The organism is Microbacterium dauci, from assembly GCF_030065535.1.
GTDB lineage: Bacteria > Actinomycetota > Actinomycetes > Actinomycetales > Microbacteriaceae > Microbacterium > Microbacterium dauci.
Window position 1 is genome coordinate 35,776 of the sequence record NZ_JASJND010000003.1, and the last position, 14,070, is coordinate 49,845.

At 68.5% G+C, this 14,070-nt stretch carries 16 protein-coding genes; 3 read left to right on the forward strand and 13 right to left on the reverse strand.

Translation table 11 applies throughout. The annotated features are described in order from the left end of the window. Positions 1-47: 47 nt before the first annotated feature. On the forward strand, positions 48-593 hold the full coding sequence (locus QNI14_RS04795) for a type IV toxin-antitoxin system AbiEi family antitoxin (RefSeq protein WP_283715227.1): 546 nt from the start codon (positions 48-50) through the stop codon (positions 591-593). Here the strand turns inward: QNI14_RS04795 and QNI14_RS04800 are convergent. From QNI14_RS04800 to pdxS, 10 genes are all read right to left on the reverse strand, one after another. Further along, positions 563-2,830, reverse strand: a complete 2,268-nt coding sequence (locus QNI14_RS04800) for a RelA/SpoT family protein (RefSeq protein ID WP_283715228.1) — start codon at positions 2,828-2,830, stop codon at positions 563-565. The two genes, QNI14_RS04795 and QNI14_RS04800, sit on opposite strands and share 31 nt — an antisense overlap. Before the next feature lie 68 nt (positions 2,831-2,898). Further along, a complete protein-coding gene (gene secF, locus QNI14_RS04805; RefSeq protein ID WP_283715229.1) occupies positions 2,899-3,888 on the reverse strand; it encodes a protein translocase subunit SecF in 990 nt (329 codons plus the stop codon). Further along, positions 3,888-5,600, reverse strand: a complete 1,713-nt coding sequence (gene secD / locus QNI14_RS04810; protein ID WP_283715230.1) for a protein translocase subunit SecD — start codon at positions 5,598-5,600, stop codon at positions 3,888-3,890. The genes secF and secD overlap by 1 nt, the downstream gene beginning before the upstream one ends. 42 nt (positions 5,601-5,642) lie before the next feature. Then, the gene (locus QNI14_RS04815) at positions 5,643-6,113 is read right to left on the reverse strand and encodes a preprotein translocase subunit YajC (RefSeq protein WP_283715231.1); all 471 of its coding nucleotides are present in this window, start codon (positions 6,111-6,113) and stop codon (positions 5,643-5,645) included. Positions 6,114-6,190: 77 nt separating this feature from the next. After that, positions 6,191-7,216: a Holliday junction branch migration DNA helicase RuvB gene (ruvB, locus tag QNI14_RS04820; RefSeq protein WP_283715232.1), complete on the reverse strand. Its 1,026-nt coding sequence runs from the start codon at positions 7,214-7,216 to the stop codon at positions 6,191-6,193. Beyond that, on the reverse strand, positions 7,209-7,823 hold the full coding sequence (ruvA, locus tag QNI14_RS04825; RefSeq protein ID WP_283715233.1) for a Holliday junction branch migration protein RuvA: 615 nt from the start codon (positions 7,821-7,823) through the stop codon (positions 7,209-7,211). Before ruvA ends, ruvB begins: the two co-directional genes overlap by 8 nt. Before the next feature lie 58 nt (positions 7,824-7,881). Further along, on the reverse strand, positions 7,882-8,445 hold the full coding sequence (gene ruvC / locus QNI14_RS04830) for a crossover junction endodeoxyribonuclease RuvC (RefSeq protein WP_283715235.1): 564 nt from the start codon (positions 8,443-8,445) through the stop codon (positions 7,882-7,884). 54 nt (positions 8,446-8,499) lie between these two features. Continuing rightward, positions 8,500-9,264: a YebC/PmpR family DNA-binding transcriptional regulator gene (locus QNI14_RS04835; protein WP_283715236.1), complete on the reverse strand. Its 765-nt coding sequence runs from the start codon at positions 9,262-9,264 to the stop codon at positions 8,500-8,502. Between the two features lie 69 nt (positions 9,265-9,333). Then, positions 9,334-9,921 carry a pyridoxal 5'-phosphate synthase glutaminase subunit PdxT gene (pdxT, locus tag QNI14_RS04840; RefSeq protein ID WP_283715238.1) on the reverse strand — a complete coding sequence of 196 codons (588 nt, stop codon included), beginning with the start codon at positions 9,919-9,921 and terminating at the stop codon, positions 9,334-9,336. Next, positions 9,918-10,808 carry a pyridoxal 5'-phosphate synthase lyase subunit PdxS gene (pdxS, locus tag QNI14_RS04845; protein ID WP_283715239.1) on the reverse strand — a complete coding sequence of 297 codons (891 nt, stop codon included), beginning with the start codon at positions 10,806-10,808 and terminating at the stop codon, positions 9,918-9,920. The genes pdxT and pdxS overlap by 4 nt, the downstream gene beginning before the upstream one ends. A gap of 40 nt (positions 10,809-10,848) precedes the next feature. Here pdxS and QNI14_RS04850 point away from each other — a divergent pair, with 40 nt between their 5' ends. Beyond that, positions 10,849-12,186, forward strand: coding sequence for an aminotransferase class I/II-fold pyridoxal phosphate-dependent enzyme (locus QNI14_RS04850; RefSeq protein ID WP_283715242.1), 1,338 nt, complete (start codon positions 10,849-10,851; stop codon positions 12,184-12,186). A 10-nt stretch (positions 12,187-12,196) separates the two neighbouring features. After that, on the forward strand, positions 12,197-13,048 hold the full coding sequence (gene pdxY, locus QNI14_RS04855) for a pyridoxal kinase PdxY (RefSeq protein WP_283715243.1): 852 nt from the start codon (positions 12,197-12,199) through the stop codon (positions 13,046-13,048). Here the strand turns inward: pdxY and QNI14_RS04860 are convergent. From QNI14_RS04860 to QNI14_RS04870, 3 genes are read right to left on the reverse strand one after another with little or no spacing between them, the layout of a single operon-like run. Beyond that, positions 13,032-13,433, reverse strand: a complete 402-nt coding sequence (locus QNI14_RS04860) for a type II toxin-antitoxin system VapC family toxin (protein WP_283715245.1) — start codon at positions 13,431-13,433, stop codon at positions 13,032-13,034. The two genes, pdxY and QNI14_RS04860, sit on opposite strands and share 17 nt — an antisense overlap. After that, the gene (locus QNI14_RS04865; RefSeq protein WP_283715247.1) at positions 13,430-13,657 is read right to left on the reverse strand and encodes a FitA-like ribbon-helix-helix domain-containing protein; all 228 of its coding nucleotides are present in this window, start codon (positions 13,655-13,657) and stop codon (positions 13,430-13,432) included. Before QNI14_RS04865 ends, QNI14_RS04860 begins: the two co-directional genes overlap by 4 nt. A gap of 7 nt (positions 13,658-13,664) precedes the next feature. Beyond that, complete coding sequence (locus QNI14_RS04870; RefSeq protein WP_283715248.1) at positions 13,665-14,000, reverse strand: hypothetical protein; 336 nt, start codon at positions 13,998-14,000, stop codon at positions 13,665-13,667. Between the last annotated feature and the right edge of the window lie 70 nt (positions 14,001-14,070).

A 14,070-nucleotide genomic window follows, 5' to 3' on the forward strand; every position in this document is an offset into this window, starting at 1 on the left:
GACGGACGTCGCTCCCGCGCCGCCGTCGGTCGCGGGAGGATGCCACCATGTGGCCCTTCCTCTATTTCGCCGGCGACCGACTGTCCGGCGCAGAGCTCACGGCGGCGCGACTCGACGGGGACCTGATCGAGGTCGGCGAGGCGTACATGCCGGCCGATGCCGTCGAGACACGCGACTTGCGCGCCGGGTCACTGCGCCGAGTGGTCGGCGACACGCGTGCAGCCACCCACGCGAGCGCGGCGTGGGTGCACGGCGCACTCGCCGAACCGCCGCTCGTCCACTCCGTGCAACGCGCGTCCGACCGCCGGGCACGGCTGCCCATCGACGTCCGCGTCCACGTGCGAGACCTCGTCGTCCCGCCGGGCGACCTCGAGTCGATCGCCGGCGTTCAGGTCACCACGCCGGTACGGACGGTCGTCGACGTCGCGCGGAGCGGCGACGGGGCGACCCTCGATGCGCTGCTGACGTGGCGACCGGACCTGTTGGATGCCGCGCTCGGTTGGCTCGCGGCATCCGGTCCCGTCCACCACAAGCGGGCGGCGCTCAGTGCGCTCCGCGCGCGTCAGGACGTGGTGACTCGGTACACGTCGTAGACGGCGTCGATGCGGCGCACTGCGTTGAGGACGCGGTCGAGGTGGACGGTGTCGCCCATCTCGAACACGTAGCGGCTGATCGCGAGCCGATCGCTCGTGGTCTGCACCGACGCCGACAGGATGTTGACGTGGTGCTCGCTGAGCACGCGCGTGATGTCACTGAGCAGCCCCGACCGGTCGAGCGCTTCGACCTGGATGTGGACGAGGAACACGCTCTTCGAGGTGGGCGCCCACGACACGTCGATCATCCGGTCGGGCTGGTCCTCGAGCGCAACCACGTTCGTGCAGTCCGCACGGTGCACGGACACGCCGCTCCCCCGCGTCACGAAGCCGACGATCTCGTCTCCCGGCACCGGTGTGCAGCACTTGGCGAGCTTGACGAGGATGTCGGGCGCGCCGCGGACGAGTACGCCGGAGTCGCCGCCGCGCGGCGCCTTCGAGCGCCCCAGCGCGGGGAGCTCGATCGGGCCGGTCGTTGCCGTTTCCTCCTCGGCGCGCACGAGCGCCGTGACCTTCTCGATCACGGACTGCGTGGAGACGTGCCCCTCGCCGACCGCAGCGTACAACGCAGTGACGTCCTCGTAGCGAAGCTGATGCGCGACTGCCGTGAAGGAGTCCTGGCTCATCAGTCGCTGCAGCGGAAGGTTCTGGCGGCGCATCGCACGCGCAATCGCGTCCTTGCCCTGCTCGACAGCTTCCTCGCGGCGCTCCTTCGTGAACCACCCGCGGATCTTGTTCCGCGCGCGGGTGCTGCGCACGAACGCGAGCCAGTCCTGGCTCGGGCCGGCATCGGGGTTCTTCGAGGTGAAGACCTCGACGACGTCACCCGAGTTCAGCGTGGTCTCAAGCGGGACGAGGCGGCCGTTGACCTTCGCGCCCATCGTGCGGTGCCCGACCTCGGTGTGGACTGCGTATGCGAAGTCGACGGGCGTCGCACCGGACGGCAGCCCGATGACGCGCCCCTTCGGCGTGAAGACGTAGACCTCTTTGGCGCCGATCTCGAAGCGCAAAGAGTCGAGGAACTCGCCCGGGTCGGCGGTCTCGGCCTGCCAGTCGGAGATGTGCGCGAGCCACGCCATGTCCTGGTCGACGGCGCGCGGGTCGCTCTTGCCGCCGGCCATCTGCTCTTTGTACTTCCAATGCGCCGCCACACCGTACTCGGCATGCTGGTGCATCTCATGCGTGCGGATCTGGATCTCGACGGTGCGCCCGCCAGGTCCGATCACCGTCGTGTGCAACGACTGGTAGAGGTTGAACTTCGGCGTCGCGATGTAGTCCTTGAACCGTCCGGGAAGCGGCGTCCATCGCGCATGGATCGCACCGAGCACGGCGTAACAGTCGCGCACCGTGCCGACGAGGATACGAATGCCGATGAGGTCGTAGATGTCGTCGAACTCGCGACCTCGGACGACCATCTTCTGGTAGACGGAATAGAGCTGCTTGGGACGACCCATGACGCGGCCACGGATGCGGAGCTCACGAAGGTCGGCATCCACCGAGTCGATGACGGTGTGGACGTATTCCTCGCGTTGCGGCGTCCGCTGCCGGACGAGCGATTCGATCTCGGCGTAGAGCTTCGGGTGGAGGACGGCGAACGAGAGGTCCTCAAGTTCGCTCTTCACGGCCTGGATGCCGAGGCGGTTCGCCAGCGGTGCATAGATCTCGAGCGTCTCGCGGGCCTTCTTCTCCGCCTTGTGCGGCGGGACGAAGCCCCACGTCCGCGCGTTGTGGAGTCGGTCGGCGAGTTTGATGAGGAGCACACGGATGTCCTTCGACATCGCGACGATCATCTTGCGGACGGTCTCCGCCTGCGCGGCATCGCCGTACTTGACCTTGTCGAGCTTGGTGACGCCGTCGACCAGCATCGCGACCTCGTCACCGAAGTCGGCCGTCAGCTGGTCGATCTCGTAGTCGGTGTCCTCGACGGTGTCGTGCAGGAGCGCAGCGGCGATCGCGCGCGGGCCGAGACCGAGCTCGGCGAGGATCTGCGCCACCGCGAGCGGGTGCGTGATGTACGGCTCGCCGCTCTGGCGCTTCTGCGACGCGTGCGCCTTGGCGGCGACACGGTACGCCCGCTCGATGACGGTGATGTCGCCCTTCGGGTGGTGCGTGCGCACCGTCCGCATGAGCTCCTCGAGCGCGTCCCGGGAAGGGGCACGGGAAAAGATACGCGGAACGAGTCGGCGCAGCGACTGCCCGCCCGAGGCGGAGCCGGTCGGGGTGACCGCTTCAGCCATCTGGTCACCTCCCGTCGAAGCACGCGCGCGTGTGGATTTGGACAATCCTACGCCCGCCCGCATCGTGCTCAGGCCGACAGGGCAGCGGCCGAACGGGCCTCGAGCACACGCGCGTCGCGCGCCTTCAGCGACCCCTCGTTCTCGCGCAGGAGCGAGTACAGCGGGGCTGCGACGAAGAGCGTCGAGTATGCCGCGACGATCGTGCCGACGAAGATCGACAGCGAGATGTCGGTCAACGTCTGTGCACCGAGCCAGAGCGCACCGATGAACAGGATCGCTCCGGTCGGGAGGATCGCGACGACGGTCGTGTTGATCGAGCGGATCAGCGTCTGGTTCACCGCGAGGTTCACCGATTCGCCGAAGGTGCGCCCCGACTTCTCGCCGTCCTCGTAGGTGTTCTCACGGATCTTGTCGAAGACGACCGTGGTGTCGTACAGCGAGTACGAGAGGATCGTGAGGAAGCCGATCACCGCCGCGGGTGAGATCTCGAAGCCGAACAGCGCATAGACGCCGACCGTGACGATGAGCACGTCGACGAGGCCGATCATCGCCGCGACCGACATCTTCCAGGTACGGAAGTACAGCGCGAGGATGACGAATGTCAGCGCGAGGAAGATCGCGAGACCCCAGAGCGACTGACGCGTGACGCTGTCGCCCCAGCTCGGGCCGATGAACGACGAGCTGACGCTGTCGCCGTCGACCTCGAACGCGGATGCCAGTGCCGCAGTGACCTCACGGGTCTCGGCATCCGTCATCTGATCGGTCTGAATGCGGAGCGCGTCTTCGCCGATGGTGGCGACCTTGGTCGTCGCGCCCGGAACGACCGACTCGATCGTCTCGCTCGCGATGAGCTGGTCGGGCGACGCGACGTCGTTGACGGTGAACTGCGAGCCGCCGGTGAACTCGATCGAGAACTGGATGGGGCGGAACAACGGCACGAGGGCCGAGCCGATCACCAGGATCGCCGCGATCAGGAACCACAACTTGCGCCGTCCCACGAAGGGGAACGACACCTTGCCGGTGTAGAGGTCGTTACCGAACTCGTTCATGGAGCGCATCAGGCGTTCCCCTCCCCCGACGTGTCGGTATCGGATCGCTCGGCGAGCTTGCGCTCCGCGATCGTCTGGCGGCGCTCCGCCTCACCACGCGATCGCGACGAGCGCTTGGCGGCGGCGGTCTTGCCGACGGCCGGCGCCGGTGCACGGAACTGCGCACGACCGCGGTACACCGCACCGAGCGCGTTCGGGTCGAGCCCCGAGAGCGGGTGCCCGCCACCGAAGAAGCGCGTCCGCGCCAGCAGTTGCAGCACGGGGTGCGTGAAGGCGATGAAGATGAGGATGTCGATCAGGGTCGTGAGGCCGAGCGTGAACGCGAAGCCCTTCACCGTGGCATCCGCGAGGATGTAGAGCACGACGGCGGCGAGGATGTTGATCGACTTCGAGATGTAGATCGTGCGCTTCGCGCGCGCCCAGCCATCTTCGACGGCGCTGGTGATCGACTTGCCGTCGCGCAGCTCATCTCGGATGCGTTCGAAGTAGACGATGAACGAGTCCGCCGTGAAGCCGATCGTGACGATGAGGCCCGCGACGCCGGCGAGCGACAGGCGGAAGCCCATACGCCAGGCGAGAATGCAGAGCGTGATGTAGGTGAGGACCGCCATGACCGCGAGCGAGGCGATGATCACGAAGCCGAGGGCGCGATACACGCTGAGCGAGTAGATCGCGACGAGCGCGAGGCCGATGAGGCCGGCGACGAGACCGATCAGCAGCTGCTGCGAGCCGAGCGTTGCCGAGATCGAGTTGCTGCTCTGGACCTCGAAGCTGAGCGGCAGGGCGCCGTACTTCAGCTGGTCGGCGAGGACCTTGGACGTGTCCTGATCGAAGTTGCCGGTGATCTGCGGCTTGCCGTCGACGATCACCGCGTTCATCGAGGGCGCGGAGATCACGACACCGTCGAGCACGAACGCGAACTGGTTCTGCGGCGACTGCAGGTTGAAGAGGCGCTGGCTGATCTCCCCGAAGACCTCGGTGCCCTCACCGTCGAAGACGATGTTGACGGCCCACTGGCCGTTCGTCTGGTTGATGCCGTTGGTCGCGTCGTTGATCGCGGAACCGTCGAGCTCGACAGGGCCCAGGATGTACTTCGCCGAGTTGTCGGGGTCGCACGTGATGAGCGGCTGGTCGGCGGGCTCTTCGGCCGGCTGGTTCGCCTCGTCCGCGCAGTCGTAGCTCAGGAACTCCGCATACAGAGCGTCGGTCACCCAGGCGAGGTCGCTGCCGCCGGTGGGAGCCGGAGTGGGCGTCGCGTTCAGCGTGGGGTCGGGCGTCGGGTAGGGCGTCTCCTCGCCGTCCTCGCCCACGTATGAGGTTGCCGGCGCACCGGTGAAGAGCACCGCACGCAGCTGCATCTGCGCGGAGCGTTCGATGCGGTCGCGGGTCTCCTCGTCGGCCTGACCGGGCAACTGCACGACGATCTGGTTGCCGGCCTGCGTCGTGATGTCGGTCTCGCCGATACCCGAGGCATCGACGCGTTGACGGATGATCGAGACCGCCTGCTCCATCTGCTCGGGCGTGGGCTGAGCGCCCTCCTCGCCCTGGGCTTCGAGGATGATCTGCGTCCCACCCTGCAGGTCGAGGGCAAGCTCGGGGAGCCACGAGCTCTTGCCGAAGAGGTAGACGCCTGCGGCGTTGATCCCGAACAGCACCGCGGTGAGCGCGACCAGTCCGATGAGGGCGCGCCATGCGCGGCGAACAGGGGTGGAAGTGGCCACGGAGAAGCGCTTTCGTCGTGAAGCCGCCGAAGCGGCGAAGGGTCAGGCCTTGGGCTTGTCGTCCGCGTCGGGCTGCTCGGACGCGGCAGGCGCCTCCGTGGCATCGACGGCGGTCGACTCGGCCGGCGCATCGGTCTCGGTGCGCGACTCGATGACGTCGTCGCCGGGGACGACCTCGTCCTCGACCTCAGCCTCGGGCTCGACTGCGCGGAGGATCGCCTGGCTGTGCACCTCGATGACCGTGCCGGGGGCGAGCTCCACGCGCGCCGACTTCGAAAGGTCCTCGGCGTCGTACTCGACGATGGTGCCGTAGAGCCCGCCCTGGAGCAGGACCTTGACGCCGGGGAGCATCTGGAGGGCCTTCTTCTCCTGCTCCTCCTTCATCTTCTTGGTCCGGCGACGCGAGCTCCAGAACATGAAGACGAGCAGTGCCGCCAGCAGGATCAGAAGGCCGTAGTCGGCGAAGAAGTTGCCGCCGGTCGCCTGCTCAGTGGTCTGCGCGAGGAAGTTCATGGACCAGAGTCCGCCTTTCGGGAGAGCATGTCGCAGCGACGCGACGAAGAGGAGGGGTGGCCGATGGCCCTCAGCGATTATAGGTCATCGAGTGCGAGCGCCCCGTCGTGGCGGGGCACACCCAGGTGAGCATACGCGGCCCGGGTGGCGACTCGGCCGCGCGGCGTGCGTTCGGTGAATCCGATGCGCACCAGATAGGGCTCCACGACCGATTCAATCGTGTCCGCTTCCTCTCCGACCGCGACCGCGAGGGTGTTGAGGCCGACGGGCCCGCCGCGGAACCGGCGCACGAGCGCGTCCAAGACGGCGCGGTCGAGTCGGTCGAGGCCGAGGTCGTCGACGTCGTACAACTCGAGCGCGGCGGCGACATCGCCGATCGTGGCCGCGGACGACGACCCGCCGTGGACGACGACGTAGTCGCGGACGCGACGCAACAACCGGTTCGCGATCCGAGGCGTCCCCCGCGAACGGCGCGCGATCTCGGCACGGGAGACCGGCGGCAGGTCGACGTCGAGCATCGACGCGGACCGGGCGATCACCTGCTCGAGTTCGTTCGGCTCGTAGTACTCGAGGTGGGCGGTGAACCCGAACCGGTCGCGGAGCGGGTTCGGGAGCATGCCCGAGCGGGTCGTGGCGCCGACGAGCGTGAACGGCGCGAGGTCGAGCGGGATGCTGGTCGCGCCGGCGCCCTTCCCGACCATGATGTCGATCCGGAAGTCCTCCATCGCGAGGTACAGCATCTCCTCGGCGGACCGTGCCATCCGGTGGATCTCATCGATGAACAAGACCTCACCCGGCACGAGGCTGGACAGCAGCGCCGCCAGGTCGCCGGCGTGCTGGATCGCGGGGCCGCTCGACAACCTGAGCGGCTTCTCGCTCTCGTGCGCGACGATCATCGCGAGCGTGGTCTTGCCGAGTCCCGGCGGGCCCGACAACAGGATGTGATCGGCCGGTCGCTGTTGGATGCGCGCGGCATCCAAGAGCAGTTGCAGTTGTCCGCGGACCTTGGTCTGACCGACGAACTCCGCGAGCGAGCCGGGTCGCAGCGCACCCTCGACTGCGAGTTCGGTCTCGTCCTGCGCGTCGCCACGGACCTCAGACACGTGACTGCTCCTTGCGGGCGGGGCCGAGATACGCGAGAGCGAGCTTCAGCAACGCCGGCACCGTCGCCGCAGATGGCGCATCCGAAAGGACGGCGTCCGTCGCTTCGGCCGCGACACGCTCGCTCCACCCGAGTGCGACGAGCGCCGCGACGACCTGCGCGGCCAGTCCCGCGCCGACCTGGCCGGTCGCGGCATCCACTCGGGTCGGCATGGTCAGCTTGCCCGCCAACTGCACGACGATGAGCTTCGCCGTCTTCGGCCCGATGCCCGACACTCGGCGGAACGGCGCGTCGTCTTCGTCCGCGACGGCGGATGCCACCTGGTCGACCGTGAGCGACGAGAGCACGCCGAGCGCGGACTTGGGGCCGACGCCCGAGACGCTCAGGAGATGACCGAAGAGATCGAGCGTGGAGCGGTCCTCGAAGCCGAAGAGCGACATCGAGTCCTCGCGGACGATGAGCGAGGTATGCACGAACACCTCGTCGCCGAGGTGGATGGTCCGGGCGTGCTGCGCGGTCACCGCGACGGCGTAGCCGACGCCGTGCACGTCGAGGACGATGGCATCCGGCTCGAGATGCAGCACACGGCCACGCAGTGAGGAGATCATGTTCCGACCCTATGCGACGATTCGGACGTATGTTCGAGCGACACGCTCGCCGCGCTGCTCAACGGCGAGCGACGCGCTCCGCGTTCGCCCAGGCCTGCTGCGCGGGGGTCAGCGTCTCGCTCGAGCCGCCGGGCGCGACACCGCGACGCCACGCGTGACAGAGTGCGAGTGCGAGCGCGTCGGCGGCATCCGCCGGCTGCGGCAGGGCGTCGAGACGGAGCACGCGCGCGACCATCGTCTGCACCTGCAGCTTGTCGGCGCTGCCGTACCCGGTGATCGCCGCCTTCACTTCGGACGGTGTGTGGGTGGCGGCCGGCAAGCCGTGCTCCCCCGCGAGCATCAGCGCGATGCCGCTCGCCTGCGCCGTGCCCATGACCGTGCTGCGGTTGTGCTGAGCGAAGACCCGCTCCACGGCGACGACGTCCGGAGCGTGGTCGCGCAACACCGAACGGATGCCGCCCGCGATGGCCGCGAGCCGCTCCTCGATCGGCATCGACGGATCGCTGCGCACGACGCCGACGTGCACCAGCGAGGCACTCCGGTCGCGTCGCACGTCGACCACGCCGACACCACAACGGGTGAGGCCGGGGTCGATGCCGAGAACGCGAAGAGCGGATGCCACTCCCCCACGTTAGGCGTGGGGCCGTGGCATCCGCTCGAGGCGCGCTGGCGGCGGTTACTCTTCGCCGTCCTCGGCGAGCTCGGCCTGCACGTCGGCCGTGAGGTCGAAGTTTGCGAACACGTTCTGGACGTCGTCGCTGTCCTCGAGGGCGTCGATCAGGCGGAAGATCTTGCGCGCCGTCTCGGCGTCGATCTCGACCTTGAGGTTGGGCACGAACTCGACGTCGGCCGACTCGTACTCGATGCCCGCGTCGGTGAGCGCCGTGCGCACCTGGACGAGATCGGATGCTTCGGTGACGATCTCGAAGCCCTCGGAGTGGGGCTCGATCTCCTCTGCGCCGGCCTCGAGCGCCGCCATCATGACGTCGTCCTCGGACGTGCCCTCGCTCGAGACGACGATGACGCCCTTGCGGGAGAAGTTGTACGCCACCGAGCCCGGGTCGGCGAGCGTGCCGCCGTTGCGCGAGAGCGCGGTGCGCACCTCGGCGGCGGCGCGGTTCTTGTTGTCGGTCAGACACTCGACCATCAGGGCGACACCACTCGGGCCGTAGGCCTCGTACATGATCGAGGTGTACTCGACGGACTCGCCGCCGATGCCGGCGCCACGCTTCACCGCGCGGTCGATGTTGTCCTTCGGGACCGAGGTCTTCTTCGCCTTGAGGACGGCGTCGAAGAGCGTCGGGTTGCCCTGCAGGTCGGGGCCGCCGAGCTTCGCGGCGACCTCGATGTTCTTGATGAGCTTCGCCCACGACTTGGCACGGCGCGCGTCGATGACGGCCTTCTTGTGCTTCGTGGTGGCCCACTTGGAATGTCCGCTCACGGGACTCCTCTCGAAAAACGCGAGATCCAGTCTAGTCGCGCGCCGCCGTGCGCCCGAGGGCGGAGATGGTCAGGCTGCGCGGACGAGCTCGAGGAAGCGCCGGTGGAACCGGTGCTCGCCGCTCACCTCGGGGTGGAACGCGGTGGCGAGGAGGTTCCGCTGCTCGACCGCGACCGCACCTTCGGGCACGCGCGCGAGCACCTCGACCCCATCGCCGACCTCGACGACCAGCGGCGCGCGGATGAAGGCGGCCGGCACCGGCTCCGGGCCGAGCGCAGGGACGTCGAGGAAGGTCTCGAACGACTCGGTCTGCCCGCCGAACGCGTTGCGGCGGACCGTCACGTCGAGGCCGCCGAAGGTCTGCTGGCCGTCGATGCCGCCGAGGATCCGGTCCGCGAGGAGGATCATCCCGGCGCATGTGCCGTACACCGGCATCCCCTCGCTGATCGCGGCGCGGATCGGCTGCTGCATCCCGAACGACCGGGAGAGCTTGTCGATGACGCTCGACTCACCGCCCGGCAGGATGAGGCCGTCGACGGATGCCAGCTCCTCGGGGCGCCGCACGAGCACCACCTCGGCGCCGAGGTCCCCGAGCACGCGGGCGTGCTCGCGCACGTCGCCCTGCAGCGCGAGGACCCCGACCCGAGGTGCGTTCACCAGCCGCGCTCGGCGAGACGGTGCGGTGCGGGCAGGTCGGTGACGTTGATCCCGACCATCGCTTCACCGAGGCCACGCGAGACGTCGGCGATGACCTTCGGGTCATCGAAGAAGGTCGTCGCCTTGACGATCGCGGCAGCGCGCTCGGCGGGGTTGCCGCTCTTGAAGATGCCCGACCCGACGAAGACGCCGTCGGCTCCGAGCTGCATCATCATCGCGGCATCCGCCGGCGTCGCGACACCACCCGCGACGAACAGGACGACCGGCAGCGCGCCGGTCTCGGCGACCTCCGCGACGAGCTCGTACGGCGCCTGCAGCTCCTTCGCCGCAACGTAGAGTTCGTCCTTCGACAGCGACGACAGCGCCGCGATCTCGCCGCGGATCTTTCGGATGTGCTTCATCGCCTCGGAGACGTCGCCGGTGCCGGCCTCGCCCTTGGAGCGGATCATCGCCGCGCCTTCGGTGATGCGGCGGAGCGCTTCGCCCAGGTTCGTCGCACCGCAGACGAAGGGGACCGTGTAGCCCCACTTGTCGATGTGATTCACGTAGTCGGCGGGCGAGAGCACCTCGGACTCGTCGATGTAGTCCACGCCGAGCTCTTGGAGCACCTGGGCCTCGACGAAGTGCCCGATGCGAGCCTTCGCCATCACCGGGATCGAGACGGCCTCGATGATCCCGTCGATCATGTCGGGGTCGCTCATGCGCGAGACACCGCCCTGCGCACGGATGTCGGCGGGAACGCGCTCGAGCGCCATGACGGCGACGGCACCGGCATCTTCGGCGATCTTGGCCTGGTCGGGGGTGACGACGTCCATGATGACGCCGCCCTTGAGCATCTCGGCGAGGCCGCGCTTGACGCGCCCCGTTCCGGTTGAGTTCGTTGGCATAGGCCAAAAGCTAGCATGTCTCGGACATAGACTCGGAGGTATGACGAACGAGCTCCTCGCGATCACCGGCGACACCGCCGCCGAGATCGCCGAGAGCGTCCGCTCGCTCATCGACCGCGGCATGCTCGCGCCGGGCGCACCGCTCCCACCGGTCCGTACGCTGGCCGACGCGATCGGCGTGAACCGCAACACCGTCGTCGCCGCTTACCGGCAGCTCGCCGTCGCAGGCACGGTCGAGACCGCAGGACGCGCTGGCACGCGCGTCGCCGCGCGATCAGTCGTGGCACAGGAGGGGTTCGCCGCCGACACCGTCCTCCGTGACGTCGGAACGGGAAATCCGGACGCAGCTCGGATCCCCGATCCGAGTGCCGCGCTGGCAACCCTCGCCGGACGACCGGTCCTCTACGGCGAGCCGACGATCGATCAGGGCCTCGAGCGCTGGGCTGCCGAGTGGATCACCGCCGACCTGCCCCACCGCGACGACGTACGCCTCACGATCACCGGCGGTGCCGTCGACGCGCTCGAGCGACTGTTCGCGGGATCCCTGACGCGCGACGACGCGGTCGGCCTCGAAGACCCGTGCTTCCTGTCAGCGCAGCGCACAGTCCGCGTCGGCGGCTACCGCCCGTTCGCCGTCCCCGTCGACGCCGAGGGGATGACGGTCGATGGACTCCGCGCCGCGCTCGACGCCGGCGTGCGCGCGATCGTCTGCACACCTCGCGCGCAGAACCCGACCGGGGTGAGCCTCACCGCGTCGCGAGCAGCGGCGCTTCGCGACGTGCTCGCCGCCCACCCGTACGTCCTCGTGATCGAGGACGACCACTTCTCGATGCTCTCGAGCGCGCCGTTCCACTCGATCGTCAGCGAGACGCACCGACGCTGGGCGCTGATCCGCTCGGTCTCCAAGTTCCTCGGTCCCGACATGTGCCTCGCCGTCACGGCGAGCGACCCCGACACCGCGGCTCGACTCGCGGAGCGCCTGAGCCCCGGCTCGACGTGGGTCAGCCACCTCCTGCAACGGCTCGTCGTGTCCCTGGTGACCGACGCCGAGGTCACGGCGCAGATCGCGGATGCCGCTCACCACTACCGCACGCGAAACCTCGCCTTCGCCGCTGCGCTGACGTCGCGCGGCGTGCCGACGACCGCCGGCGATGGCCTGAGCGTCTGGGTTCCCGTCCCCGGTCCTGGTCGCGCGGTCGCGGAGCAACTCATGCGCCGCGGATGGCTTGCCCGCCCTGGCGAGGAGTTCGTGCTCCGAGACGAGGACGCCGCCCACCACCTGCGGCTGACCGTCCACGACCTGTCCGACACCGATGCCGAGCGGCTCGCCGCCGACGTCGCCGCTGCCGCGCGATCGCTCGCGCCGATTCGAAAGTGAAGTCCCGCCCGTGAAGATCCTCTCGATCCAGTCCGCCGTCGCGTATGGTCACGTCGGCAACTCCGCCGCGGTCTTCCCCCTGCAGCGGATCGGCGTCGAAGTCCTCCCGGTCTACACCGTGAACTTCTCGAACCACACCGGGTACGGCGCGTGGCGCGGCCCGCTCATCAGTCCTTCGGACGTCTCGGACGTCATCACCGGCATCGAGGAGCGCGGCGCGTTCCCCGACATCGACGTGATCCTCTCGGGCTACCAGGGCGGCGAGGGCATCGCCGACGTCATCCTCGACGCGGTCGCCCGGGTGAAGGCCGTGAACCCCGACGCGATCTACGCCTGCGACCCGGTCATGGGCAATGCCAAGAGCGGATGCTTCGTCGCACCCGCGATCCCGGTCCTGCTGCGCGAGCGCGTCGTCCCGGCCGCAGACCTCATCACGCCCAACCAGTTCGAGCTCGGCTTCCTCACCGACACCGACCCCGGCGACCTCGAGTCAACGCTCGCATCCGCCGACGCCGCCCGCGCGATGGGCCCTTCGACCGTGCTGGTGACGAGCGTCGAGCGCCCCGACCGTCCGGAGGGCACGATCGAGATGCTCGCCGTGACGGATGCCGGCGCCTGGATCGTCCGCACGCCGAAGATCCCGATGAAGGCGAACGGTTCGGGTGACGTCACTGCGGCACTGTTCACCGCGCACTTCCGGGAGACCGGCGACGCGGCATCAGCGCTCGCGAAGACGACGTCGAGCGTCTTCGATCTGCTGCAGACCACCTTCGACGCCGGGGCTCGCGAGCTCCAGCTCATCGAGTCGCAGGAGACCTATGCCCACCCGCGGATGCAGTTCGAGGTCACGCAGGTCCGCTGAGGAGCTCCACCGTACAACGCAGGCCCGGAGCAGCGGCCAATCGGCGATCACCGGTGACAAGTGTCGACCCGACAGCCTCAGCGAGGGCCACATACATCGCGTCGTACGCCGTCAGGTTCGACCGGAGCTGTACCGCTCGGTGTACGAGCGGCACCATTGGATAGCGCTGGACGGGCAACGCGACGAGATCGCGGGCGGCGGCGTCGAATCGCGCGTCGTCGATGTCGCCACTGAGCCACTTTCGGCGAAGAACGGACAGGACCTCGACGTCGAGAAGCGCGGGCGCGATCATGTCCTCGCTGGCGAGCCGGTCGCGAACGATCCGGCCGTCGACCTCGTCGTCTGCGAGCCCATTCACGATGACGCTGGCGTCAACGACGATCATGCGTCGCGACCTGCGCGCACGATCTCCGCCGCGTCCTCGAGCCCGATCCTGCCGCCGCGCCGATGGCCGATTCGCGTCCAGAACTCCTCGACCGGAGGACGTGCTGCAAGTCGGCCGAGTTCGTCGGCGAGGAACTGTTGCAGGGATTGCCCGCGCGACTGCGCGCGCCGCACGAGTTCCGCGTGCGTCTCCGCAGGCAGGTCTCGCACGAGGATGTTCGGCATGCTTTCATTATGCATGCACGGAACCCTCCGCGTCGGATGGCGCGGGGGACGGGGTTGGGCCGGTCCCGGGTGTGAGGCGCCGCGGTTCCGGGTAGTCGATTCGCGCGGACGGGACCTCCATGACGACGGCGAGATACCGCACATAGTCCTCATCGGCGTGGGAGAGAACTTCCTGTGCCCAGGCGCTGGGATCCTGCCGCGGATCAGTGGCGAGGTCCTTGGTGCCGTAGAACCACCAATGGTGGTCTCCGAGCACCACGAACTGCCGCGCGGCAGTTCCCATCGTGTCACCCCACCGCAGTGTGGCGAGCGAGATGAAGCCCCAACCTGAGTCGATGATCATGCGTCGACGCTAGGGGTCACCACCCTGCCGCGACGCGTGCCACCGAGAACCAGTGGAAGGATCACACGGA

Excerpts from the sequence above, each read along its gene's own strand:
- QNI14_RS04795 (WP_283715227.1), top strand. The coding sequence starts at position 48 with ATGTGGCCCTTCCTCTATTTCGCCGGCGACCGACTGTCCGGCGCAGAG.
- QNI14_RS04800 (WP_283715228.1), bottom strand. The coding sequence starts at position 2,830 with ATGGCTGAAGCGGTCACCCCGACCGGCTCCGCCTCGGGCGGGCAGTCG.
- secF (WP_283715229.1), bottom strand. The coding sequence starts at position 3,888 with ATGCGCTCCATGAACGAGTTCGGTAACGACCTCTACACCGGCAAGGTG.
- QNI14_RS04815 (WP_283715231.1), bottom strand. The coding sequence starts at position 6,113 with ATGAACTTCCTCGCGCAGACCACTGAGCAGGCGACCGGCGGCAACTTC.
- ruvA (WP_283715233.1), bottom strand. The coding sequence starts at position 7,823 with ATGATCTCCTCACTGCGTGGCCGTGTGCTGCATCTCGAGCCGGATGCC.
- pdxS (WP_283715239.1), bottom strand. The coding sequence starts at position 10,808 with ATGCCAACGAACTCAACCGGAACGGGGCGCGTCAAGCGCGGCCTCGCC.
- QNI14_RS04850 (WP_283715242.1), top strand. The coding sequence starts at position 10,849 with ATGACGAACGAGCTCCTCGCGATCACCGGCGACACCGCCGCCGAGATC.
- QNI14_RS04860 (WP_283715245.1), bottom strand. The coding sequence starts at position 13,433 with ATGATCGTCGTTGACGCCAGCGTCATCGTGAATGGGCTCGCAGACGAC.
- QNI14_RS04865 (WP_283715247.1), bottom strand. The coding sequence starts at position 13,657 with ATGCCGAACATCCTCGTGCGAGACCTGCCTGCGGAGACGCACGCGGAA.
- QNI14_RS04870 (WP_283715248.1), bottom strand. The coding sequence starts at position 14,000 with ATGATCATCGACTCAGGTTGGGGCTTCATCTCGCTCGCCACACTGCGG.